At 67.7% G+C, this 20,681-nt stretch carries 16 protein-coding genes, 3 pseudogenes and 2 riboswitches; of the genes and pseudogenes, 9 read left to right on the forward strand and 10 right to left on the reverse strand.

Features of this window, described 5'->3' with window-relative positions:
• Nucleotides 1-65: 65 nt before the first annotated feature.
• The 4 genes and pseudogenes from AC5RWD_RS17070 to AC5RWD_RS17085 form a co-directional block, all read left to right on the forward strand.
• Nucleotides 66-554: pseudogene (locus AC5RWD_RS17070) on the forward strand (LLM class flavin-dependent oxidoreductase); the annotation flags it as partial.
• Complete coding sequence (locus tag AC5RWD_RS17075) at nucleotides 532-1,407, forward strand: DUF1684 domain-containing protein (protein ID WP_494021172.1); 876 nt, start codon at nucleotides 532-534, stop codon at nucleotides 1,405-1,407. The pseudogene AC5RWD_RS17070 and the gene AC5RWD_RS17075, both read left to right, overlap by 23 nt.
• Complete coding sequence (locus tag AC5RWD_RS17080; protein WP_494021155.1) at nucleotides 1,404-2,615, forward strand: LLM class flavin-dependent oxidoreductase; 1,212 nt, start codon at nucleotides 1,404-1,406, stop codon at nucleotides 2,613-2,615. The genes AC5RWD_RS17075 and AC5RWD_RS17080 overlap by 4 nt, the downstream gene beginning before the upstream one ends.
• Before the next feature lie 10 nt (nucleotides 2,616-2,625).
• Entirely contained in the window at nucleotides 2,626-4,053 is a 1,428-nt protein-coding gene (locus tag AC5RWD_RS17085; RefSeq protein WP_494021156.1) for an NtaA/DmoA family FMN-dependent monooxygenase, read from the forward strand.
• 68 nt (nucleotides 4,054-4,121) lie between these two features.
• On the opposite strand, the gene AC5RWD_RS17090 is transcribed toward AC5RWD_RS17085, so the two are convergent.
• Both AC5RWD_RS17090 and AC5RWD_RS17095 read right to left on the reverse strand, forming a co-directional pair.
• Nucleotides 4,122-4,475 (reverse strand): alpha/beta fold hydrolase, encoded by a 354-nt coding sequence (locus tag AC5RWD_RS17090; RefSeq protein WP_494021157.1) that lies wholly within the window; start codon nucleotides 4,473-4,475, stop codon nucleotides 4,122-4,124.
• A 43-nt stretch (nucleotides 4,476-4,518) separates the two neighbouring features.
• Nucleotides 4,519-4,707 carry an alpha/beta fold hydrolase gene (locus tag AC5RWD_RS17095; RefSeq protein WP_494021158.1) on the reverse strand — a complete coding sequence of 63 codons (189 nt, stop codon included), beginning with the start codon at nucleotides 4,705-4,707 and terminating at the stop codon, nucleotides 4,519-4,521.
• Nucleotides 4,708-4,803: 96 nt separating this feature from the next.
• On the opposite strand from AC5RWD_RS17095, the gene AC5RWD_RS17100 reads away from it, so the two are divergent.
• Nucleotides 4,804-5,595: an IclR family transcriptional regulator gene (locus tag AC5RWD_RS17100; RefSeq protein WP_494021159.1), complete on the forward strand. Its 792-nt coding sequence runs from the start codon at nucleotides 4,804-4,806 to the stop codon at nucleotides 5,593-5,595.
• Nucleotides 5,596-5,658: 63 nt separating this feature from the next.
• Here AC5RWD_RS17100 and AC5RWD_RS17105 read toward each other — a convergent pair.
• The 8 genes and pseudogenes from AC5RWD_RS17105 to cycA all read right to left on the reverse strand — a co-directional run bounded on the left by AC5RWD_RS17105 (nucleotide 5,659) and on the right by cycA (nucleotide 14,926).
• Nucleotides 5,659-6,644, reverse strand: a pseudogene (locus AC5RWD_RS17105) (glycerate kinase).
• On the reverse strand, nucleotides 6,641-7,630 hold the full coding sequence (locus tag AC5RWD_RS17110; RefSeq protein WP_494021160.1) for a 2-hydroxyacid dehydrogenase: 990 nt from the start codon (nucleotides 7,628-7,630) through the stop codon (nucleotides 6,641-6,643). The pseudogene AC5RWD_RS17105 and the gene AC5RWD_RS17110 overlap by 4 nt, the downstream one beginning before the upstream one ends.
• A 2-nt stretch (nucleotides 7,631-7,632) precedes the next feature.
• The gene (locus AC5RWD_RS17115) at nucleotides 7,633-8,628 is read right to left on the reverse strand and encodes a hydroxymethylglutaryl-CoA lyase-like TIM-barrel protein (protein WP_494021161.1); all 996 of its coding nucleotides are present in this window, start codon (nucleotides 8,626-8,628) and stop codon (nucleotides 7,633-7,635) included.
• Complete coding sequence (locus tag AC5RWD_RS17120) at nucleotides 8,625-9,884, reverse strand: CaiB/BaiF CoA transferase family protein (protein WP_494021162.1); 1,260 nt, start codon at nucleotides 9,882-9,884, stop codon at nucleotides 8,625-8,627. Before AC5RWD_RS17120 ends, AC5RWD_RS17115 begins: the two co-directional genes overlap by 4 nt.
• Nucleotides 9,885-9,940: 56 nt before the next feature.
• On the reverse strand, nucleotides 9,941-11,389 hold the full coding sequence (locus AC5RWD_RS17125) for a GntP family permease (protein ID WP_494021163.1): 1,449 nt from the start codon (nucleotides 11,387-11,389) through the stop codon (nucleotides 9,941-9,943).
• 208 nt (nucleotides 11,390-11,597) lie between these two features.
• Nucleotides 11,598-12,407: a methylenetetrahydrofolate reductase gene (locus AC5RWD_RS17130; protein WP_494021164.1), complete on the reverse strand. Its 810-nt coding sequence runs from the start codon at nucleotides 12,405-12,407 to the stop codon at nucleotides 11,598-11,600.
• Nucleotides 12,408-12,503: 96 nt separating this feature from the next.
• Complete coding sequence (purU, locus tag AC5RWD_RS17135) at nucleotides 12,504-13,439, reverse strand: formyltetrahydrofolate deformylase (protein ID WP_494021165.1); 936 nt, start codon at nucleotides 13,437-13,439, stop codon at nucleotides 12,504-12,506.
• A complete protein-coding gene (gene cycA, locus AC5RWD_RS17140) occupies nucleotides 13,436-14,926 on the reverse strand; it encodes a D-serine/D-alanine/glycine transporter (protein ID WP_494021166.1) in 1,491 nt (496 codons plus the stop codon). Before cycA ends, purU begins: the two co-directional genes overlap by 4 nt.
• Nucleotides 14,927-15,074: 148 nt before the next feature.
• Nucleotides 15,075-15,172: riboswitch (glycine riboswitch) on the reverse strand.
• Nucleotides 15,173-15,419: 247 nt separating this feature from the next.
• Nucleotides 15,420-15,520: riboswitch (glycine riboswitch) on the forward strand.
• A 146-nt stretch (nucleotides 15,521-15,666) separates the two neighbouring features.
• Here cycA and gcvP point away from each other — a divergent pair.
• The 4 genes and pseudogenes from gcvP to AC5RWD_RS17160 all read left to right on the forward strand — a co-directional run.
• On the forward strand, nucleotides 15,667-18,528 hold the full coding sequence (gene gcvP / locus AC5RWD_RS17145; RefSeq protein WP_494021167.1) for an aminomethyl-transferring glycine dehydrogenase: 2,862 nt from the start codon (nucleotides 15,667-15,669) through the stop codon (nucleotides 18,526-18,528).
• A 32-nt stretch (nucleotides 18,529-18,560) separates the two neighbouring features.
• Nucleotides 18,561-19,711: pseudogene (gene gcvT / locus AC5RWD_RS17150) on the forward strand (glycine cleavage system aminomethyltransferase GcvT).
• 54 nt (nucleotides 19,712-19,765) lie between these two features.
• Complete coding sequence (gene gcvH / locus AC5RWD_RS17155; RefSeq protein WP_494021168.1) at nucleotides 19,766-20,149, forward strand: glycine cleavage system protein GcvH; 384 nt, start codon at nucleotides 19,766-19,768, stop codon at nucleotides 20,147-20,149.
• 138 nt (nucleotides 20,150-20,287) lie between these two features.
• Nucleotides 20,288-20,681: serine dehydratase beta chain (locus AC5RWD_RS17160; RefSeq protein WP_494021169.1), on the forward strand; the 394-nt coding region annotated here is incomplete at its 3' end.

A 20,681-nucleotide genomic window follows, 5' to 3' on the forward strand; every position in this document is an offset into this window, starting at 1 on the left:
ACATCATTCCGCACCTGAAGAATCCGGTCACCGGGGAGATTGTCTCCACCGCGGACCGGCTGAAGACCACCACCACGCCCCGCCCCTACTCGGGTTCCCCCAGGATTTGGCACGGGTCTGCTAAAACGCTGACATCCGCAGCGCTGGCTGCCCGCTGGGGCGACCCGCTGTTCACCGCGAACGCCATCCAGCCGCGGGAAAACTACAAGGTACTCATCGACCACACGGTGGCGGAGGGGCCGGCGCTCGTGGGCAGCCCGGAACAGGTGATCGACAAGATCCTCAGCTATCACGAGCTGTACGGGCACGACCTGCAGTCCATCTCGCTGCCCACCACTCTGCCCTTCGAGCAGCAGCTGGACATCCTGGAGCGGTTCGCGCTTGAGGTGGTCCCGGCCGTGCGGGCTTCGGCCCCCACCACCCTCTGGGAGTCACCGGATCCCTTTGGCGGCCGCCCCGGTTCCGCGGGGGCCACCGAACCGGACGCCGCCTCCGCCGTCAGCACCGACCACGACAACCACAGGAGCCATGATGCCCACGTCTGCGCACACTGAACCGGATTCCGACACGCTCGATCACCGGGGCGCGGCCTTCGCCGCCGAATGGGAGCAGTGGCATGCCGCGCATGAGCGCCGCCGCGCCGATCCCCACGGCTTCCTCGCCGTCACCCACCTGCACTGGCTGGGCGCGGAACCCACGCGCCTCGACGGCGTTCCGGGCATCTGGAGCGTGCAGGACGACGCCGTCACTGTCGTTTTGGAGGCCGGCGAAAGCCTGCTCCGGAACGGCCGGGAGCTGGCCGGCGGCGCAGGTCAGGACGGAAGCACCACCGTCCTCTTCGATCCGATCGCCGAGCGTGAGGGCATCAGCCTCACGGCGGGTCCCGCCGTCGTCGAACTCGCCAAGCGCGGCGGGGAATACATCGTCCGCCCCCGGCATCCGGAAAACGCCCTGCTCAACGCGTACCGCGGCACGCCGGCCTATGCGCCGGACCCGCGCTTCGCCGTCGAGGGCGTGTACGTGCCGTTCGAGTCACCCCGTCCCACCACGGTGGGCGCCGCAGTGGAGGGCATCGTGCACGTGTACGAGGCACCCGGCGAGATCCGGTTCGAGGTGGACGGTCAGGACCTCACGCTCACGGCCTTCAACGGCCACACGCCGGGCACCCTGTCCGTGCTGTTCACGGACGCGACGTCCGGCAAGACCACGTACTCGGCGAACCGCTCGCTCACGGTGGGCGCACCGGACGCCGAGGGCCGCGTGACCCTGGACTTCAACCGCGCGGTGAACCTCCCGTGCGCCTACACCGACCTCGCCACCTGCCCGCTGCAGCCGGCAGAAAACCGCCTGACGGTGGCCATCGAAGCGGGCGAACAGAACCCCCACGAAAGGCAGGCCGGAAAGTGAGCACTGCAGCCAACCCCTCCGCACCCGCCGCCATCGGGCAGGGCTTCCTCGCCCTGGAACTGGACGGCGACGGCGGGCACCCCGCCGCCTGGCGCAAAGCCCGGCACACTCCCGTTGAACTGCTGGACGGAACCCGCGTCCGCGCCACGGTGCTCGCCGCCGAATCGGCCGGATTCCACGTGGCCACGTTCGCGGACGGATCGCTGGCCCCTGCGGACGACTCCCCGGACGGCCGCGGCATCCCGGGCCGGCTGAACGCGCTCCAGCGCGCAGCCTTTGCCGGGCCTGTCACGGGCTCGATCGTGCTCGTCCCCGAAGTGGACACCGTCTACACCGAGCCGTTCCACATCTCCACGCAGCTGGCCAGCCTGGATTACGTATCCGGCGGCCGCGCCGGCTGGCTGGTGGCCGCCTCGGACCGGGCGGCTGACGCTGCCGCCGTCGGTCGCTCTTTCGTCTCTGCTGACGGGCTTGGCCGGGAGGCCGCCGATTCCATCGAGGTCAGCCGCCGGCTCTGGGACTCCTGGGAGGACGGCGCCGTGATCCGCGACGTCGCCACCGGCCGGTACATCGACGCCGACAAGCTGCACTACATTGACTTCATCAGCAGTGTTAACTTCCACAGCGCTGCTGATTACGAGGGCACTGCCGGCGCCGGCTACTCCGTCAAGGGCCCGTCCATCATTCCCCGTCCGCTGCAGGGACAGCTGCCGGTCCTGGCACCGGCCGGCCTGCTGAGCGCGGACCAGCTGTCCGCCGGGGCGGCAAACGCAGTCCTGGTCTCCGCACCCACGCCCGAGCTGCTGGGCGGCGAGATCGCCGAGGTCCGGGCAGCTGCTCCCGCGGCCGCTGTCATCGCCGAGCTCGACGTCGTCCTTGACGCCCGCGGGCAAAGCGCCGCCGGGCGCCTCGCCGAGCTGGACGCGCACACTCCCTGGCAGAGCAGCCGCGCCCGTTTCGTCGGCACCGCCGCGGAGCTCACCGAACTGCTGGCCTCCGTTTTGGAGACTGCCGATGGAGTACGCCTCCACCCCGCGGTCCTCGATGTGGACCTGGAGGAGCTGGCCCAGCTGGTGCTGCCTGCCCTCCGGCGCCGGGGCGTGCTCGCCCCGCAGCAGCCGGGTTCCACCTTCCGGAACCTGCTGGGCCTGCAGCGGCCGGCCAGCCGGTATGCCGCTGTATCCGAGCCCCCCGCGGCCCACAACTAGGGAGAGACCCATGACAGACACACACATCGGCAACGGCTTCGTCCCCTCCGGCCAGCTGCAGCTCGGCGTCTTCTTCCAGGGCGTGAACTCGGGCACCGTCTGGAAGTCGCCGGACTCCGGATCGCAGACGGATTTCGAGTCCTTCCGCCGCATCGCGCAGACCGCCGAGCGGGGCCTGTTCGCCGCGTTCTTCCTCGGCGAGGGGCTGCGGCTCCGCGAGCACCTCGGCCGCCCGCACGCGCTGGACGTCGTTGGCCGGCCGGACGCGCAGACCATGCTGGCCGCCCTGGCCTCTGTGACCACCCGGATCGGGCTGGTGGCCACGCAGAACACCACCTACAACGACCCCGCTGACCTGGCGCACCGGCTGTCCAGCCTGGACTTGCTCTCCGGCGGCCGTGCGGCCTGGAACGTGGTCACCACGGACAACGCCTGGACCGGCGCGAACTTCCGCCGTGGGGGCTACCTGGACCACGCCGACCGGTACGTCCACGCCGAGGCGTTCGTCACCACGGCCAAGCGGATCTGGGACTCCTGGGAGGACGGCGCCATCGCCGAAACGGCCTCCGCCTCCGCCTGGGCCGCGCCCGGTTCGGCCCGTCCTGTGCACCAGGAGGGCAAGCACTACACTGTGGACTACGTGCCGCGGCTGCCGCGCAGCGCCCAGTACCGGCCGGTGCTGTTCCAGGCCGGCGACTCGCCCGAGGGACGCAACTTCGCTGCCCGGCAGGCCGACGTCATCTTCTCCGCCCACCCGCGGCTCGACGACGCCCTCGACTTCCGCCGCGACATCGTCGAGCGCACGGTCAAGGCGGGCCGCGGCGCGAACGATGTCAAAATCATGCCCGCGAGCGAGTTCATCCTCGCCGCCACCCCGCAGGAAGCGCTCGAGAAGAAGGACTGGGTGCGGAGCCTGCAGATCGGCCCCGAGCAGGCCATCGCCTACCTCGAGCAGTTCTGGGGCCGCGAGCTTCAGGGCTTCGATCCGGACGGCCCGCTGCCGGACATCGACCCCGTGGTGGAGGAGACCTCCGAAACCCGCGGCAGCGGCTTCCACGGCGCCAAGGCCAAGCAGCTGGCGGACCAATGGCGCGCCGAAGCCAAGGACAAGGGCCTGAGCATCCGGCAGTTCGTCTCGGCCCGGACCAGCCGCGGGGACTCCAGCTTCACGGGTTCCTACACCGAGGTGGCGGACCGGCTGGCGGAGTACGCCCGCACGGGCGCCGTGGACGGCTTCAACATCTCGCCGTGGCTGATCCCCACCGGCCTGGACGACATCGTCAACCACCTCGTCCCGGCGTTGCAGGAACGCGGCGTCTACCCGACCGAGTACGCCGGATCCACGCTGCGGGAGAACCTCGGGCTGGCGACGCCGGCCCGGCAGGACACCACAGACACCACCCGGCTCCAGCTGACCCTCGGTGATCAGCTCCTCTAGTGGAACCGGCGTCAGCCGTCCGGCCGGAAGCACCCGATGAAGTGCTCCCGGTGGTGGCAAACCGCAGTTCAGTGCGCGGCGCCGGCGGGGACCGCCAGTGACAGGAAGTCCTCGACCCACGTCTGGACCCGTGAATCTTCGAGGTGGAGTCCGTGCCGGCCGCCGTCCACTTGGATCAGCTGCGCTTTCGGAATCCGCTCCGCCATCATGACGGCGTTGGCAACAGGCGCGAGGGCGTCTTCACTGCCGTGGATGATCAGGGCGGGGGCTTGAATTGAGGCAAGAACGTCCCAGGCGTCGTGCAGCCGGCTGGCCCTGAAATGCCGGCTTTTCACCGCGCCAGAGGCCCGGACTCTGAAAAACGCGGCAACAGCGGCCGGGTTGTCCCGGGCCCAGGCCGGGCTGAAGAACAAGGGCGCCATCCGCGCGGGGTCACCACTGACCAGGGCAGCGGTGGCGGAAGGGTCACGCCCCGGTCCTCGGGCAGAAGTGGATGACGCGGAACGAGCGGGCCAGGCCGGGCACCACGGGATCCCAGCCGACCATTCCCGTGGCCTGGCCCGCCACCAGCAGCAGCGGTTCGCCCTGGCCCTCCTCAGCCCAGGCAAGCTCGGCCCCGTCGGGAGCGACGGCCTTTTTCAACGTCAGGGTCACCTGTTCAATTTACCTGCAGAGGGCCGGGCTGGATTGGGCGGGTGGGATTGGCGGGGGAATTGGACCGGGATGGAGCCACCGTCTAGCGTGAGTCCTATGTCGGCAGCCGATGCTTCAGCGAAATCCAGCAGCAACCCCCTGCTCGTCCTCGGGAAGATCACCTCGATCCTGGATGCCTTCTCGCTCTCCCGGCCGGTGCTCTCGCTGAGCGACATCCGGGAGTACACCGGGATGCCCACGTCCACCGTCCAGCGGCTGGTCACCAACCTCACGTCCCAGGGCTTCCTGGACCGCGAGGAGGACGCCTACCGCATTGGCATGCGGATGGCCTACTGGGCGGCTCCGGCCACGCGGGGCATGGAAGTCATCGACGTTCTCAGCCCCCTGCTCAAGACCCTGCGGGACACCACCGGTGAAACCGCCTGCTTCTTTAAGGCCGAGCAGCACTACCGTGTGTGCGTCGCCATGGCGGAGACCCGGCATGCGCTGCGCCGGGAGATGCATCTTGGCAAGGTGCTTCCGCTCTACGCAGGCTCCGCGGGCCGCGTCCTGCTGGCGTGGGATCCCGAGCTGATGGACGCCGTCCTCAAGGATCCGCTGGAGCCGATCACCGAGTCCACGATTACGAGCTCCGAGGACCTGGTAAGCGTGGTTAAGCAGACCCGGACGGACGGTTTTGCCATCACGGTGGGTGAGCGCGAAGACGGCGCGTCCGGGCTTTCTGCACCGGTTTTCGACTCCGCGGTTGGGCTGGTGGGCGCGGTGACCATCAGCGGACCCACCCTGCGCATGCCCCTGGAGACCTGCGAGGCCTGGGTGGAGCCGCTGCTGGCAGCGGCCGAACACATGACCCGGCTGATCGGTGGCAGGTTTCCCGGCGAGGCGTAGCGCCCCGGCCGGAAAGCGGGAAAACCCCGTGAAAGCCCGCCGGGGATCAGGCAAACGGAAGGGCTACGAACGCGCCGCCGTGTACCCTGCCACCGACCTCCCCGCCGCGTACATGGCGTCGATATCGGAGGCCACGAGTATTTCGCTGAAGTTCCCGGCATACGCACCGAGGTCCGCAGCGACGGACCCCACGATGGCCACCACCGGTATGGTCCGTCCCGAACTGAGCACCCGTTCCAGGATGGCCGAGATGATCTTGCCTTCCCCGGTCTGGGAATCGAGCCGCCCCTCACCCACCACGACGGCGTCCGCGGCACCCAAGTGCAGGTCGAACTGCGCGGCGTCCAGGACGGCGTCCGCCCCCGACACCAGCTCGGCGCCGAAGTTCGCCCACAGTCCGCCGGACAGTCCACCCGCCGCCCCGGTGCGCGGCACGCCGGCGGGGTTGCGGGGATACGAATCCGCCAGTTGCCTGAGCCGCTGTTCCAACACCCCGATCTCGGCGGGGCCGGCGCCCTTCTGCGGCCCGAAAATCCGCGGCGCATCCAGGAAGGTCGAGGTGACATCGGAGAGCACGGTGATCCGGGCACCCCGGAGGCCGCCGGCGTCGTTAATGGCCTGGACGGCACCGGCTCCCCCGTCGGTTGTGGCGGAGCCGCCCGCTGCCACCATGATGTGCGTGGCGCCGGCGTCCACCGCGGCGGAAACCATCATGCCCGTGCCGTAGGTGCTGGCCGACACCGCATCACGCGGTCCGCGGCTCGGCACCGTCAGGCCGCTGGCCTGGGCAAGCTCGACGACGGCGGTTCCGTCGGCTGACAGCCCGATGGTCGCCGCGAGCGGCTCACCCCAGGGGTTCTGCGCGGCACAGAAACAGCCGACGCCTGCAGGCTGGTGCACAGCGCGTCGAATGTCCCCTCCCCGCCATCGGCAACGGGCAGCTCTGCCGCCGTCCCACCTGCATCGCGGATGCCGGCGGCGATGGCCGCCGCCACTTCCGCCGCCGGGTACGTCCCCTTGAAGCTGTCCGGGGCGACCAGGACGGTCATGCGCCGGCGAGGGTGTTGACGGCGTGCGGCGGGGTGCGTCCCTCTGCGATCGCGACGGCGTTCAGCGCGCTGAGCCGGGCCATCTCGCTGCGGACCGGGACGGTGGCGCTGCCCACGTGCGGCAGCAGCACGGTGTTGGGCAGTTCGGCAAGGCCGGGCGCGAGCCGCGGCTCGTCCTCGAACACGTCCAGCCCCGCACCGGCGATGACCCGGTCCCGGAGCGCTTCGACCAGCGCCGCTTCGTCCACCACCGGCCCGCGAGCAGTATTGATCAGGATGGCATCGCGTTTCATCCGCTCGAGCACTGCCCGGTCCACCAGGTGCCGGGTCTGGTTGTTGAGCGGCACGTGCAGGGACAGGAAGTCGCTGCGTTCCACCAGCTCATCCCAGGAGACCTGCCGGACCTTCCCCGCAAACTCGCCCAGCTCCTCGTCGCTGACCGGCCGGTGCCCCGGAGGCCGCGGCGCGAAGAGGACTTCCATCCCGAAGCCCAGGGCACGGCGGGCGGTGGCGCGGGCGATCCGGCCAAACCCGGCCAGGCCCAGCACGGCGCCGGAAACGTCGCGGCCCAGCAACAGCTCGGGTTCCCAGCCGTGGAATTTCCCGTCGCGGACCAGCCGGTCCGCTTCCACCACGCGGCGGGCGGTGCCGAGGATGAGCAGCATGGCGATGTCCGCCGTCGCGTCCGTCAGCACCCCGGGGGTGTTGCCCACCAGGATGCCGTGGCGGGTGGCGGCGTCCACGTCGATGTTGTTGTAGCCGACCGCAAAGTTGGACACACCCTTCACCCGGGCACTGGCCAGCAACGGGGCGTCGACGACGTCCCGGAGCTGGGTGAGGACGACGTCGTACTCGCCCGAGGCGCACAGCGCCGCCAGCGTCCCATAGTCGGGAGGCGACGGCAGCACGGTGACCGCGCCGGCGTCGGACAGCACCTGCATCCCGGGGTCCGGGATCGCGGTGGTGACCAGAAAACTGCTGCCCATTCCTACTTGCCTCCCGTCGCGCAGGGTGCTTCCGGGCTGTCCGACGGGATGACCCAGCCGAACGCCGGGGCTTTGGACCTCGCGCCCTGCGCCGCCTTGGAGCGGTTGGGTTCGCCGAGTTCGGCGAGCAGCTTCTCGGACAGGACAACGAGGTCCGCGAAAGTTTCCGGAGTCACCCAGCCGGGCCGGGTGGCGAACAGGATGTCTTCACTGGAGGTGTTGCCGCTGGCGCCCGGGGCGAAGGGGCAGCCGCCAAGGCCGCCGAGCGCGCCGTCCACCATGGCGGCCCCTGCCTGGATCGCGGCGAGGGTGTTGGCCACGCCAAGGCCCCAGGTGTCGTGGCCGTGGTAGACGATCCGGCGTGCCGGGGATTCGGCACGGACGCGTTCAATGAGACCGGCCACCTGGGCGGGGATGGCTTGGCCCAGGGTGTCGCAGAGGACGATGTCCATGGTTCCCTCCGCGCGGGGGTCGTTGGCGATCGCCAGGACCCGCTCCTCGGGCACGGTCCCCTCGAACGGGCAGGTGAAGGACGTTGCGATGCACAGCTGGATCTGCCCGTTGACCTCCCGCGCGTACTCCACTGCCTGGGGCAGCGCGGCCAGGCTCTCCTCCGTGGTGCGCCCGATGTTCGCCTTGTTGTGCGAGTCCGACGCCGAGAGGCAGTACTGGAAGTTGCGCGCGCCGGCGGCCGCGGCCTTGGCCACGTGGCCGGGGGTGGCCACCCAGATCCAGCACTTTTCCAGCTCCGCCGGGGTGAGGTTCTGGACCACTTCCAAGGTGTTGGCCATGGTGGGGACGAGGTCCGGGCGGGCCATCGAGCCCAGCTCGATGGCCGGGACGCCCAGGCGGAGCAGTTCCCGGACCGTCTCCAGCTTCCGTTCGGTGGACAGGACTTTCCCTGTGAGCTGCAGCCCGTCGCGCAGGGTCACGTCCCGCAGGATGGTGTTGCCCAGTGTCGAGGCGAGGTCAGGGGCTGATGTATGGTGCTGGTTCATGCCTGGAGTGCCTCCTCGCGGCCCGTTGCCGCACTGATTTCTGCCGGGTCCATGCCGAGGAGCCCGGCGAGGATTTCTGCCGTGTTTTCGCCGAGGTCCGGGCCGAGGTTACGGATGGGGAGCGATTCGCCGCCGATCACCGGAACAATCCCCGGGAACCCGACGCCGGGCAGGACCTCCTCGCCGGTGGAGACGTCGAATTTCTGGACCATGTTCCGGGCCGCGTACTGGCTGTCGGTGCTGATGTCCGCCGCCGTGTAGATGGGCCCGGCCGGGACACCGGCAGCGTCGAGGGCCGCCAGGGCGTCGGCGGCATCCAGTTCCGCGGTCCAGGCGCCGATGGCCTGGTCCAGTTCCTCGCGCCGGGACCACCGGCCGGCGTTGCTCTGCAGCGCAGGGTCCTCGGCCAGGTCGGGGCGGCCGATGGTCTGCATGTACCGCTGGTAAATGGAGTCCCCGTTGCCGGCCACCACGATGCTGGCCCCGTCCCGGCAGAGGTAGGCGTTTGACGGCGCTATCCCTTCCATCCGGCCGCCCACGCGCTGCCGGTCCACGCCGTACGCCTGGTAGTCGGGGATCAGGGATTCCATCATGGAGAACATGGCCTCACTGAGCGCCACGTCGATCACGCGCTCTGTTAGCGGCACGTGTCCCAGCGCGCCGGCTGCATTCCCGCGGCGCGCTTCGCGCTGGTACAGGCTCATCATGGAGCCAAACGCGGCGTAGAGTCCGGCGATGGAGTCCCCGATGGAGACGCCGACCCGCACGGGCGGACGGTCGGGGTCACCGACGAGGTTACGGAACCCGCCGTACGCTTCGGCGACCGCGGCAAACCCCGGACGCTCGGACAGCGGGCCGGTCTGCCCGAAGGCGGAGATCCGCGTGATGATGAGGTCCGGGTTGGCCTCATTGAGGACCTCCGGGCCGAGGCCCCATTTCTCCAGCGTGCCCGGGCGGAAGTTTTCCAGCAGGATGTCCGACTTCGCGGCGAGCTGCAGAACCGCCTGCTTGCCGGCCTCGGTCCGCAGGTCCAGCACCACGGACTTCTTGTTGCGGTTGATGGTCCGGTACAGCATGGAGGTGTCGCCCTTGTGTAGGCGCCAGTTGCGCAGCTCGTCGCCGGTTCCAGGCCGCTCCACCTTGATGACCTCGGCGCCGAAGTCGGCGAGGAGCCGGCCGGCCGTTGGCGCAGCGATGTAGTTTCCTAGTTCCAGGACGCGGATGCCTTCCAGGGGCGCGATGCGTGGTGGTGTCATGGTGTCTTCTTCTTTCGTGGGCGTACGCCGGAAACGCGTGGGATTCTCAGGGTCGATTAGAACAGCAGGCTCATGGGCAGGATCAGGAGGATGGCGACGACAGACGCCACCGAGACTCCGACGGTCACCGACTTCAGGGCACCGCGCACGCTCTGGCCCAGGAGCGACTGGAGCAACCAGAACGTATTGCTGGTGACGTGGACCATGAACAGCGATCCGGCGCCGGCGGACAGCGCCAGCAGCACGGGGTCCAGTCCGATGACGGGCGCGATCGGAGCGAGCAGGCCGGCGGCGGTGATGGCGGACAGGGTCACGGACCCGACGGCGATGTGCAGCACCGCAGCGATGGCCCAGACCACGAGGAGCGGGGCGACGGTGCTTGCGGAGAAGAAGCCGCCCAGGATGTGGCCGAGGCCTGCTGCGGCGACTGTAGCGGCGAGGGAGCCGCCGACGCCGGTGAGGATCAGGATCTGGCCGCTCTCCTTGAAGCCGACGGCGATGGCCTCCTCGACGCGCTTCTGCCCGATGGCGGAGCGGGTCACGAGGCAGGTGCCGATCAGGCCGATCAGCAGTGCGATGACGGGTTCGCCCAGGAGCTGCAGCCAGGGCAGGTCGATCTTCAGGATCTGCAGGATGGCCCCTGCTCCGATGAGGAGCAGCGAGGTGAGCAGCGGCGCGAACAGGACGACCAGCGGGAACTGCCTGGGTGCGCGTTCGGCGACGGCGACGCTGCCTGCAGTCTGCGCAGCGGTTCCGTTGGTTCCCGGCCCGCCGGCGGCGTTGCCGGCGGCAACGGGGCGGCCAGCACCGCCGTCGTACTCTTCCTCTTCACCCTCCTTGTCCTCTTCGGCGACGAAGGTGTGGTCCTCATCCTTGGCTTCGTTCCAGAAGCCGCGGCGGAAGAGGAACGTCATGATGGCAATGGAGATGATGATCGTGGGGATGACCAGCAGCAGGCCGAACAGCAGCATCTTGCCGAGCGGCACGTTCAGGAGGCCGGCCAAGGCAAGGGATGCGACACCGGGAACCGTGAAGACGATGCCACATTCGAGGGCGATGGCCATGGCGGTGGCCATGCGTGCCGTCCCGAGTTTGCCGATTTTGGGCGCCAGTTTCCGGGCCAGCGGGGCCGAGATGACGAGCAGGACGTCAAGGAAAATGGACTGCAGCACCGTTCCGATGGCCAGGCCCATGGTGTAGGGCAGCCGCTTGGGCCCGAACGTGTTCAGCAGGTGCTCCACGAGGCGACGGATGGCTCCGCTCTGGTTGAGGATGGAGCCCATGAGGACGCCGAAGGCGATGAGCAGGCCGACGTCCACCATGATGTCGCCGAATCCGGCGGTGATGGTCTTGACTGTCTTTTCGACGCCGAGGCCGACGGCGAGGCCAAGGTACACGGAGCTGACCACCAGGGCGATGACCGGGTTGACTCTGAAACGGACAATCAGCAGCACGGCGGCGAGAACCGCTACGGCTGTATTGATCAGGACAGCGATGTCTTGCATGTGGGGAATCCGATCGTTGGGCCTTCCGCACTGAAGGCTTGGGAGCAGGGGCGGTCGTGAGGGACGACACATTCGCTGTTCCCATATTATGGGTTACAGCTCACAATGCAAGATGTTTCGAGTAACTTTAAAACTGAAGACGCCCGGCCTGGTGGCCGGGCGCCTTCTCGGTTGTTGTCCGCGTCGCGGGAAAGGTCAGCACTCCGGTTCAGGAGGCCTTCGCGCCTTCCCCGTCGGTCCAGTCCATCGCGGGCTGGGATGCAACGTTGTTGAACGTGTAGAGGTGTATGCCGGCAAGTGCGGGCTCCGTGGCGGCCAGTTCGGCTACCAGGGACTGGGGGGAATAGCTGCCGGCGCTCAGGAGCCTCCGGGCGAGCGGCCCCTTGCGGTTCAGGAACTTCAGTGAGGGTCCCACTCCGATCTTGGTGGCCAGCGAGATCAGCCTGGCGCGCGGGACGGTCCCTGCCACGCCCGCCCACACGGGAAGGTGGACGCCTTCGCGGCGCAGCAGCTCGGCGTACCAACCGATCCTAGGCGCCGAAAAGCACATCTGGGTCACCACGTTCGAGGCCAGATGCTGCTTCTCCAGCAGCGCGTCGAGCATCGTCAGCTCGTGGTGCTTCGGATGGCCTTCCGGGTATCCGGCCACTCCCATCGCCATGGTCCCGCCGGTCAGGTCGGCAATGTCCTCCATGAGCCGGCCGCTGCTGCCATAGGGACCGGCAGCGTCCGCAGCGTCGCCTCCGATCGCGAAGACCTCCGTGATCCCCGCCGCCTCGCAGTCGCGGAGCATGCCCGCGAGCTGGGAGCGGCTTTCAATGCTTCGCGCGGCCAGATGGGGAATCACGTTGTAGCCCAGCCCGCCAAGCTGAACCGCGGCACGCACGGTGGCCTCAACCCCGTGGTGTGGCAGGCACGTCACGGTCAGCGTTGATCCGGCCGGAACTTGGGCTTGGACTGTGGGGATGATGCCGTCCGTGGGGATGATCTCCAGGCGCAAAGGCAATGGGTTCGTCATGAGCAACTCCAGGTCTGGTTGGCCACGGGTGCGCGGCCCGGATAGGTCTTGCGGTGCGAGGCTGGCTGCTGACAGCCCCGCACCGGATGAGGCTTGTCAGCGGAGGATGACCGTTCGGTTCCCTGACAGGATGATTCTTCCTTCGGCGTGCCAGCGCACGGCATTCGTCAGGGCCTTGCACTCCGCATCCTTGCCCACGGACACCAGGTCCGCGGGCGTGTACGTGTGATCGACCTCGATCACCTGCTGTGCAATGATCGGCCCCTCATCAAGCTCCGAGTTTACGTAGTGGGCCGTGGCGCCCACCGTCTTCACTCCGCGCTCATGCGCCTGGTGGTACGGCTTTGCGCCCTTGAAGCTGGGCAGGAAGGAATGGTGGATGTTGATGGCCCTGCCGGTGAGCCGGGCGGTGGCGGAATCGCTGAGCACCTGCATGTAGCGGGCCAAGACCACCAGTTCAACCCCATACGCGTCCACCAGTTCCAGGAGCCCGGCCTCCGCTTCGGCCTTGCTCCCGGGGGTCACGGGGATGTGGTGGAACGGGACCCCGTGCCAGGCGGCGAGCCCTTCCAGGTCCGGGTGGTTGGACACCACAGCCGCTATCTCGACCGGCAGCTCGCCGCTGCGGGCGCGGACCAGGAGGTCGTTGAGGCAGTGATCATACTTGGACACCATCACCAGGATCCGCTGCTTGCGGTCATGGCGCTCGAGGCGCCAGTCTATGCCCCACTGCCCGGCCAGCGGTGCGAAGCCGTCCCGTAGCTGTTCGACGGCGGCGGAGTCACCCGTCGAGGCGAAGTGGACCCGCATGAAGAAGTGCCCCGCGGTCCGGTCGCCGAACTGCTTGAGGTCAACGATGTAGCACTCCTGCTTGAGCAGGAAGTCCGCGACCGCCTGGACGATGCCCAGGGAATCCGGGCAATGGAAGGTCAGCACAAACTCGCTGCCGGTTCCTGCCTGGCGGGCCTGGTCAGCCGTCGGGTCCGCCTTCTGGGCGGCCCCCGCCGTCGGCTTTTCCTCGGTCCCGATCATCCCTTGACACTTTCCTTCTCCTCGAGACGGCGGTCCGCGTGCTCGCGGGCTGCGCTCTCCTCAGCCTGCAGCTCAGCCTGGAACGCTGCGTAGCGGACCAGGTGCGCGGGCCGGCGGCGCAGAACCAGCCAGGCCGCGCCGAGGAGAACGAACCAGGCGGGGGTGACCAGCAGTGCGGTCAGGGTGTCGGGCTGGGTGGTCAGCGTCCACAGGACAAAGGCGAAGAAGGCGAAAACCACCCACACCATGGGAATGCCGCCGGGCATCTTGAACTTGGAGGCGGTGTGCAGGTGAGGGCGACGGCGCCGGAAGGCGATGTAGCTGGCGAGGATGATCGACCAGACGAAGACGAAGCAGACAGCGGAAACGGTGGTGACCATGTCGAACGCCTTGCCGACGTCCTGGCCGGCGTACATGAGCACCACTCCGGAGAGCAGCAGCACGCAGGACAGGAACAGGGCGTTGTTGGGGACCTTGCGGCGGGACAGGCTGCCGAACGCGGCCGGCGCGTCACCTTCCTGGGCCAGGCCGTAGACCATGCGTGAGGTGGAGTAGATCCCGGAGTTGGCCGAGGACATGGCCGAGCTGAGCACCACGAGGTTGACCACCGTGGCGGCGGCTCCGAGCCCGGCCAGCGAGAACATGGCAATGAACGGGCTGTGGCCCGCGGCGAACTGCGTCCACGGCGTGACCGACATCAGGATGATGAGCGCACCGACGTAGAAGAGCAGCACCCGCACCGGGATGGAGTTGATGGCCTTGGGAAGGTTCCGCTCCGGGTTCTTGGCCTCGGCAGCCGTGGTGCCCACCAGTTCAATGCCCACAAAGGCGAACACGGCAATCTGGAAACCGGCCACGAAACCCATGAATTCGTTGGGGAAGAAGCCGCCGTGGCTCCAGAGGTTGGTGAAGCTGGCCTGGCCGGCGTCGCTCTGGAAACCGGTGAAGATCATGAACATGCCCACCACGATCAGTGCGGCGATGGCGATGATTTTGATGAGGGCAAACCAGAATTCGGTTTCACCGAATGCCTTGACTGTGGTGAGGTTCAGCAGCAGCAGGATGGCGACGGTGGCCAGCCCCGGGATCCAGAGGGGCAGCTCCGGCCAGAGCTCCCGGGAGTATCCTGCGATGGCGATGACGTCCGCGATTCCGGTGATTACCCAGCAGAACCAGTAGGTCCATCCGGTGAAGAACCCCGCCCACGGGCCCAGCAAGTCAGCGGCGAAATCGCTGAAGGACTTATAGTTCAGGTTGCTCAGCAGCAGTTCGCCCATGGCCCGCATGACGAAAAAGAGCATGAAGCCGATGATCATGTACACGAAGATCACGGACGGCCCGGCCGCGGAAATGGTTTTGCCGGAGCCCATGAACAGGCCCGTGCCAATGGCACCGCCGATGGCGATTAGCTGGATGTGCCGGTTGCTCAGCTGCCGCTCAAGGCGGGGAGCCTCACCGGCCGTGGAGGCAGGAGGATGAATCGTCATTAGGAACTCCATCGTTCAAGTGGCCTTGGATGGCCACACTGATTCGGTTCCTCCCCGCTCTGTATGGGACCTGAGAGATTCCGCGGACATGGTCTTCCGCTTGCACCGTCGGTGAGACAGGGCGTGCCTGCCTGCTTTCCAGAGTTGCCTCGCCGCGGCGGTACGTGGGCCTGAGAGTTTCCTGGGGAGGGTTTGCTCCTACGGCGCCTGCTGAACGTACCGGCAGGGCTCTCCCGCCGCAGATCGTAAGCATTTTCAATTATGTCGAGAAAAACTTCGTGCGAACCGGCGGCGGCCGTCTTCCCGGCCCTGACCCGCTGGTCACCGGTTCAGTGTGGTCTCGGTCACGAAGAAATGTCAAACGGCGGCCGGGATGGCCGCTTTGCCGGGCCGCAGAAGGAAACGCGGGGACATCCGCGCGCGGTTCCGATTTGGCCATACCGGAATTATCCGGTAACTTGTGAGCCGAATCACCCACATCTTCATAGCCTTTCGAACCGTGGCGGGAGAGTCCTCCCAGTCAAACACCGGGCAGGCGCCGTAGGAGCAAATCCTCCCCAGGAATCTCTCAGGCCCCCGTACCGCCGCGGCTAGGCAACTCTGGAAAGCAGCCAAACTTTGTTTGGCTCACCGACGGTGCAAGCGGCGAATGTCCGCGGAATCTCTCAGGTCCAATACAGAGCGGGGAGGAACCCAAACCATGCCGTGCCACTCGTGGCCAGCCAGACCTGGAGTTCCTCATGACGATTCAATCGCATCCATCAACCTTTGCCGACCGGCATATCGGCGCCCGGCGCCGGGCCGATATCGACACCATGCTCAAGAACATCGGCTATGACTCGGTCGACGGCCTCGTTGATACTGCCGTTCCGGCGTCCATCCGCCAAAAGAACCCCCTCCTGCTCGCCGCTGCGCTGAGCGAAGTGGAGGTCCTGGCCGAACTCCGCCGTCTGGCCGCCAAGAACAAGACCGCCGTGCAGATGATCGGCCAGGGCTACTACGACACCGTCACGCCCCCGGTGATCCGCCGCAACGTCCTTGAGGCACCCGCCTGGTACACCGCGTACACGCCGTACCAGCCGGAGATCTCGCAGGGCCGGCTTGAGGCGCTGCTGAACTTCCAGACCATGGTCCAGGACCTCACCGCGCTGCCGGTCGCCAACGCTTCCCTGCTGGATGAAGCCACCGCCGTGGCCGAGGCCGTGCTGCTGATGCGCAGGGCCAACAAGAACGCGGGAGCCAAGGACGGCAAGACGGTCCTGGACGCGGACTGCCTCCCCCAGACCATCGCCGTTGTCAGGGGCCGCGCCGAAGCTCTCGGCTTCGAGGTGGACGTGGCGGACCTCTCCCAGGGACTGCCTGACGGCGACATCAACGGTGTTGTCCTCCAGCAGCCGGGCGTCTCGGGCCGGGTGTGGGACCAGTCCGCCGTCATCGCCGCCGCCAAGGAGCGCGGCGCGCTGGTCACGGTAGCTGCTGATCTCCTTGCCCTGACCCTGATCACGCCTCCGGGTGAGCAGGGCGCCGACATCGCCGTCGGGACCGCCCAGCGCTTCGGGGTGCCGCTGTTCTTCGGCGGTCCGCACGCCGCCTACATGGCAGTGCGCACCGGCATGGAACGCACGCTACCGGGCCGCATCGTTGGCGTGTCCAGGGACAACGCCGGCGCCCCCGCCTACCGCCTGGCGCTGCAGACCCGCGAGCAGCACATCCGCCGTGAGAAGGCCACCTCCAACATCTGCACGGCACAGGCACTGCTGGCCATCGTGTCCTCGTTCTACGCCGTCTACCACGGCCCCGACGGGCTGAAGGCAATCGCCGAGACGGTCCACAACAACGCCCGCGTGCTCGCCACCGCGCTCAGGACGGCGGGCCGCGAACTCCTCAGCGGCTCCTTCTTCGACACCCTCACCGTGCGCGTGCCCGGCAAGGCTTCCAGGGTCATCACGGCGGCAGAGGCCCGGGGCATCAACCTGCGACTGATCGACGCGGATACGGTGGGCGTTTCCGTTGATGAGACGACGACGACGGCGACACTTTCCGCTGTGGCCGTCGCCTTCGGTGCCGGTCCGGTAGGGGACGCAGCAGGGTTTGAGCTCCCCGAATCCGTGCTGCGCACCTCGGACTACCTGCAGCACCCGGTGTTCAACACGCACCGCTCCGAGACCCAGCTGCTGCGCTACATCCGCAAGCTGTCCGACCGCGACCTGGCGCTGGACCGCACCATGATCCCGCTGGGCTCCTGCACCATGAAGCTGAACGCGACGGCGGAGATGGAGGCCATCTCCTGGCCGGAGTTCGCCTCGATCCACCCGTTCGCCCCGGACTCCCAGACCGAGGGCTGGCGCGAACTGATCGCCGACCTCGAGGCGCAGCTGACCGAGATCACCGGGTACGACCAGGTGTCCATCCAGCCGAACGCCGGCTCCCAGGGCGAGCTCGCCGGCCTGCTGGCCATCCGCGGCTACCACCGGTCCCGCGGCGATGACCAGCGCAACATCTGCCTGATCCCGGCCTCGGCGCACGGCACCAACGCCGCCTCGGCCGTGCTGGCCGGCATGAAGGTGGTCGTCGTGGCCACCGCCGCCGACGGCACCATCAACCACGCTGACCTGTACGCGAAGATCGAGCAGCACCGGGATGCGCTCTCCTGCATCATGATCACCTACCCGTCCACGCACGGCGTGTACGACGCCGACGTCCGCGAGGTCTGCGACGCCATCCATGCCGCCGGCGGCCAGGTCTACATCGACGGGGCCAACCTCAACGCCCTCGTCGGACTGGCGCAGCCCGGCAAGTTCGGCGGCGACGTCTCGCACCTGAACCTGCACAAGACCTTCTGCATCCCGCACGGCGGCGGCGGACCCGGCGTCGGCCCCGTTGCGGCGAAGGCGCATCTGGCTCCGTTCATGCCGGGCGATGCCAACGCCGCGCATGGGGCGGGCACTGAAGGATCAACAGGCGTTGCGATCAGCGCATCGCGGTTCGGTTCGGCGGGCGTGCTGCCCATCTCCTGGGCATACGTGAAGCTCATGGGCGGCGCTGGCCTGACCGAGGCCACCAAGTCCGCGCTGCTCGCCGCGAACTATGTCGCGTCCCGGCTGAACGACTTCTTCCCGGTCCTCTACACGGGAGACAGCGGGCTGGTGGCGCACGAGTGCATCCTGGACCTGCGCGGGCTCACCGCCCGGACCGGCGTCACCGCCGAGGACGTGGCCAAGCGCCTGATCGACTTCGGTTTCCACGCGCCCACCCTGGCGTTCCCCGTGGCCGGCACGCTGATGGTGGAACCCACCGAGTCCGAGGACCTGGCCGAGATCGACCGGTTCATTGACGCGATGATCACCATCCACGCCGAAATCGAACAGGTCGCCAGCGGCGACTTCACCGTGGAGAACTCCCCGCTGCGCAATGCACCCCACACGGCGGCCGCCTTCGTCAGTTCCAACTGGGAGCGTTCCTACCCGCGCGAGCAGGCCGCTTTCCCCCTGCCCTCGCTCAGGCAGGACAAGTACTTCCCGCCGGTGGGCCGCATCGACGGCGCCGCGGGCGACCGGAACCTGGTCTGCTCCTGCCCTCCCATTTCCGAGTTCGAAAACTAGATCTCGACAAGCTCGATCACCGGAAGGTTCACATGACTGAGAACTACACCGCGCTCTACGACGCGCACAAGAACGCCGGCGCCTCCTTCACCGACTTCGGCGGCTGGCAGATGCCCCTCAAGTACGAATCCGAGCTCGCCGAACACCATGCAGTCCGCAACGCGGCCGGCCTGTTCGATCTCTCCCACATGGGGGAAGTCTGGGTGACCGGCCCGGAAGCCGCCGCCTTCCTGGACTACGCGCTGGCCGGCAAACTGTCCGCAATCGCCGTCGGCAAGGCCAAGTACTCCCTGATTTGCGACGCAGACGGCGGCATCATCGACGACCTCATCACGTACCGCCTTCCAGCGGCGGCGGACGCAACAGCCAAGTACCTGGTGGTCCCCAATGCCGGCAACGCAACGAAGGTTGCCGCTGCCCTCTCGGAACGGGCAGTGAACTTCGATGTTGCCGTCGAGGACGTCTCATCGGAGACCTCGCTCATCGCGGTGCAGGGGCCCAATGCGGAGGCGATCCTGCTCCAGCTCGTCCCTGGCGCACAGCATTCCCTGGTGACTGAGCTGAAGTACTACGCCGCCGTCGAGGTAGGCATCACCGCGGACGGCGCTGTCCAGGACCTGCTGCTGGCCCGCACCGGATACACCGGTGAGGACGGGTTCGAAATCTACGTGCCCAACGACCGTGCGCCCGGCCTCTGGGAGGCCCTGCTCCAGGCCGGCGAAGGACACGGCCTGGTCCCGGCCGGCCTCGCCTGCCGCGACTCGCTCCGGCTGGAAGCCGGGATGCCGCTCTACGGCAACGAGCTCTCGCGCCACGTCAACGCGTACGCGGCGGGGCTGGGTCCGGTGGTTTCGCTCGCCAAGGAAAGCGACTTCGTGGGCAAGGAAGCACTGGCCGCAATCAAGGCAGCCGGTGTCGGTTCCACCATTGGCCAAAAGCTCGTGGGCCTCAAGGGCACCGGCCGGCGCGCCGCCCGCGGACACTACCCGGTCCTCAACGACGGCATGCTGGTCGGCGAGGTCACCTCCGGCCAGCCCTCCCCCACCCTCTCGGTTACCCGATCGCGATGGCGTATGTCGACGTCGAGCATTCCGCGGTGGGCACGGTCCTGGACATCGACCTGCGAGGCAAGGCCGAGCCGTTCGAAGTGGTGGCGCTGCCGTTCTACAAACGCTCCCGTTAGGCCCGTCGGGGCTGACTCTGTCGAAACCAAAAACGAACTCTAAGGACTGAAAACATGAGCAAGGTAGTTGCTGAACTGAGGTACTCCGCCGAGCACGAATGGGTTGCTGCTGACGGGGGCGGGCCGGTGGGAATCGGTATTTCCGCTGTCGCGGCCGACGCCCTGGGCGACATCGTGTATGTTGACCTTCCCGAGGTCGGCTCCACCGTCACGGCTGGCGAAACCTGCGGCGAGGTGGAATCCACCAAGTCCGTCTCCGACCTGTACGCGCCGGTGACCGGTGAGGTGACCGAGATCAACGACGGCGTCGTCGCCGACCCGGCACTGATCAACAGCGACCCCTACGGCGCCGGCTGGCTGTTCAAGGTGGCCGTCACCGACGAGGGCCCGCTGATGTCGGCAGAAGAATACGCAGCCGCAAACGGCGGCGAACTGTAGCTGCCCCCTCCCGAGTTTTTGTCCAGATATCGCGACTTCGAGGCCCATTTGGACCCGATATCTGGACAAAAACTCCACACTCGGCAAGTCCACCTCCCCAGCCCGAACCGACCACAACTCTCCAGTTAGGAACCGACCATGGCTGTTGGCGTCTTTGACCTTTTTTCCATCGGCATAGGACCGTCCAGTTCGCACACTGTGGGCCCGATGCGGGCTGCGGCGGTGTTCGCGGAGGAGCTGGTGTCCTCCGGCGTGCTGGGGCAGGTGGCCTCGCTGCGGGTGGACCTGTACGGTTCGCTCGCGGCGACGGGGCACGGGCACGGCACGATGACGGCGATCCTGCTGGGCCTGGAGGGCTTCCACCCGGAGCTGATCCTGCCCGATGAGGTCGAAGCGCGGCTGGCGTCGATCGCGGAGACCGGCACGTTGCAGCTGGCCGGCGCTGGCGCTGGCGGTGGGAACGGGGTTCCGCTGCCCTATGGTGTGGCGGACATGGTGCTGCGGCCGCTGACGGTTCTGCCGCGGCACACCA

This window comes from Arthrobacter sp. CMU6 (assembly GCF_059090205.1).

Excerpts from the sequence above, each read along its gene's own strand:
- AC5RWD_RS17075 (WP_494021172.1), top strand. The coding sequence starts at position 532 with ATGCCCACGTCTGCGCACACTGAACCGGATTCCGACACGCTCGATCAC.
- AC5RWD_RS17085 (WP_494021156.1), top strand. The coding sequence starts at position 2,626 with ATGACAGACACACACATCGGCAACGGCTTCGTCCCCTCCGGCCAGCTG.
- AC5RWD_RS17130 (WP_494021164.1), bottom strand. The coding sequence starts at position 12,407 with ATGACGAACCCATTGCCTTTGCGCCTGGAGATCATCCCCACGGACGGC.
- AC5RWD_RS17125 (WP_494021163.1), bottom strand. The coding sequence starts at position 11,389 with ATGCAAGACATCGCTGTCCTGATCAATACAGCCGTAGCGGTTCTCGCC.
- AC5RWD_RS17100 (WP_494021159.1), top strand. The coding sequence starts at position 4,804 with ATGTCGGCAGCCGATGCTTCAGCGAAATCCAGCAGCAACCCCCTGCTC.
- AC5RWD_RS17090 (WP_494021157.1), bottom strand. The coding sequence starts at position 4,475 with ATGGCGCCCTTGTTCTTCAGCCCGGCCTGGGCCCGGGACAACCCGGCC.
- AC5RWD_RS17110 (WP_494021160.1), bottom strand. The coding sequence starts at position 7,630 with ATGGGCAGCAGTTTTCTGGTCACCACCGCGATCCCGGACCCCGGGATG.
- AC5RWD_RS17120 (WP_494021162.1), bottom strand. The coding sequence starts at position 9,884 with ATGACACCACCACGCATCGCGCCCCTGGAAGGCATCCGCGTCCTGGAA.
- gcvH (WP_494021168.1), top strand. The coding sequence starts at position 19,766 with ATGAGCAAGGTAGTTGCTGAACTGAGGTACTCCGCCGAGCACGAATGG.
- cycA (WP_494021166.1), bottom strand. The coding sequence starts at position 14,926 with ATGACGATTCATCCTCCTGCCTCCACGGCCGGTGAGGCTCCCCGCCTT.
- gcvP (WP_494021167.1), top strand. The coding sequence starts at position 15,667 with ATGACGATTCAATCGCATCCATCAACCTTTGCCGACCGGCATATCGGC.
- purU (WP_494021165.1), bottom strand. The coding sequence starts at position 13,439 with ATGATCGGGACCGAGGAAAAGCCGACGGCGGGGGCCGCCCAGAAGGCG.
- AC5RWD_RS17115 (WP_494021161.1), bottom strand. The coding sequence starts at position 8,628 with ATGAACCAGCACCATACATCAGCCCCTGACCTCGCCTCGACACTGGGC.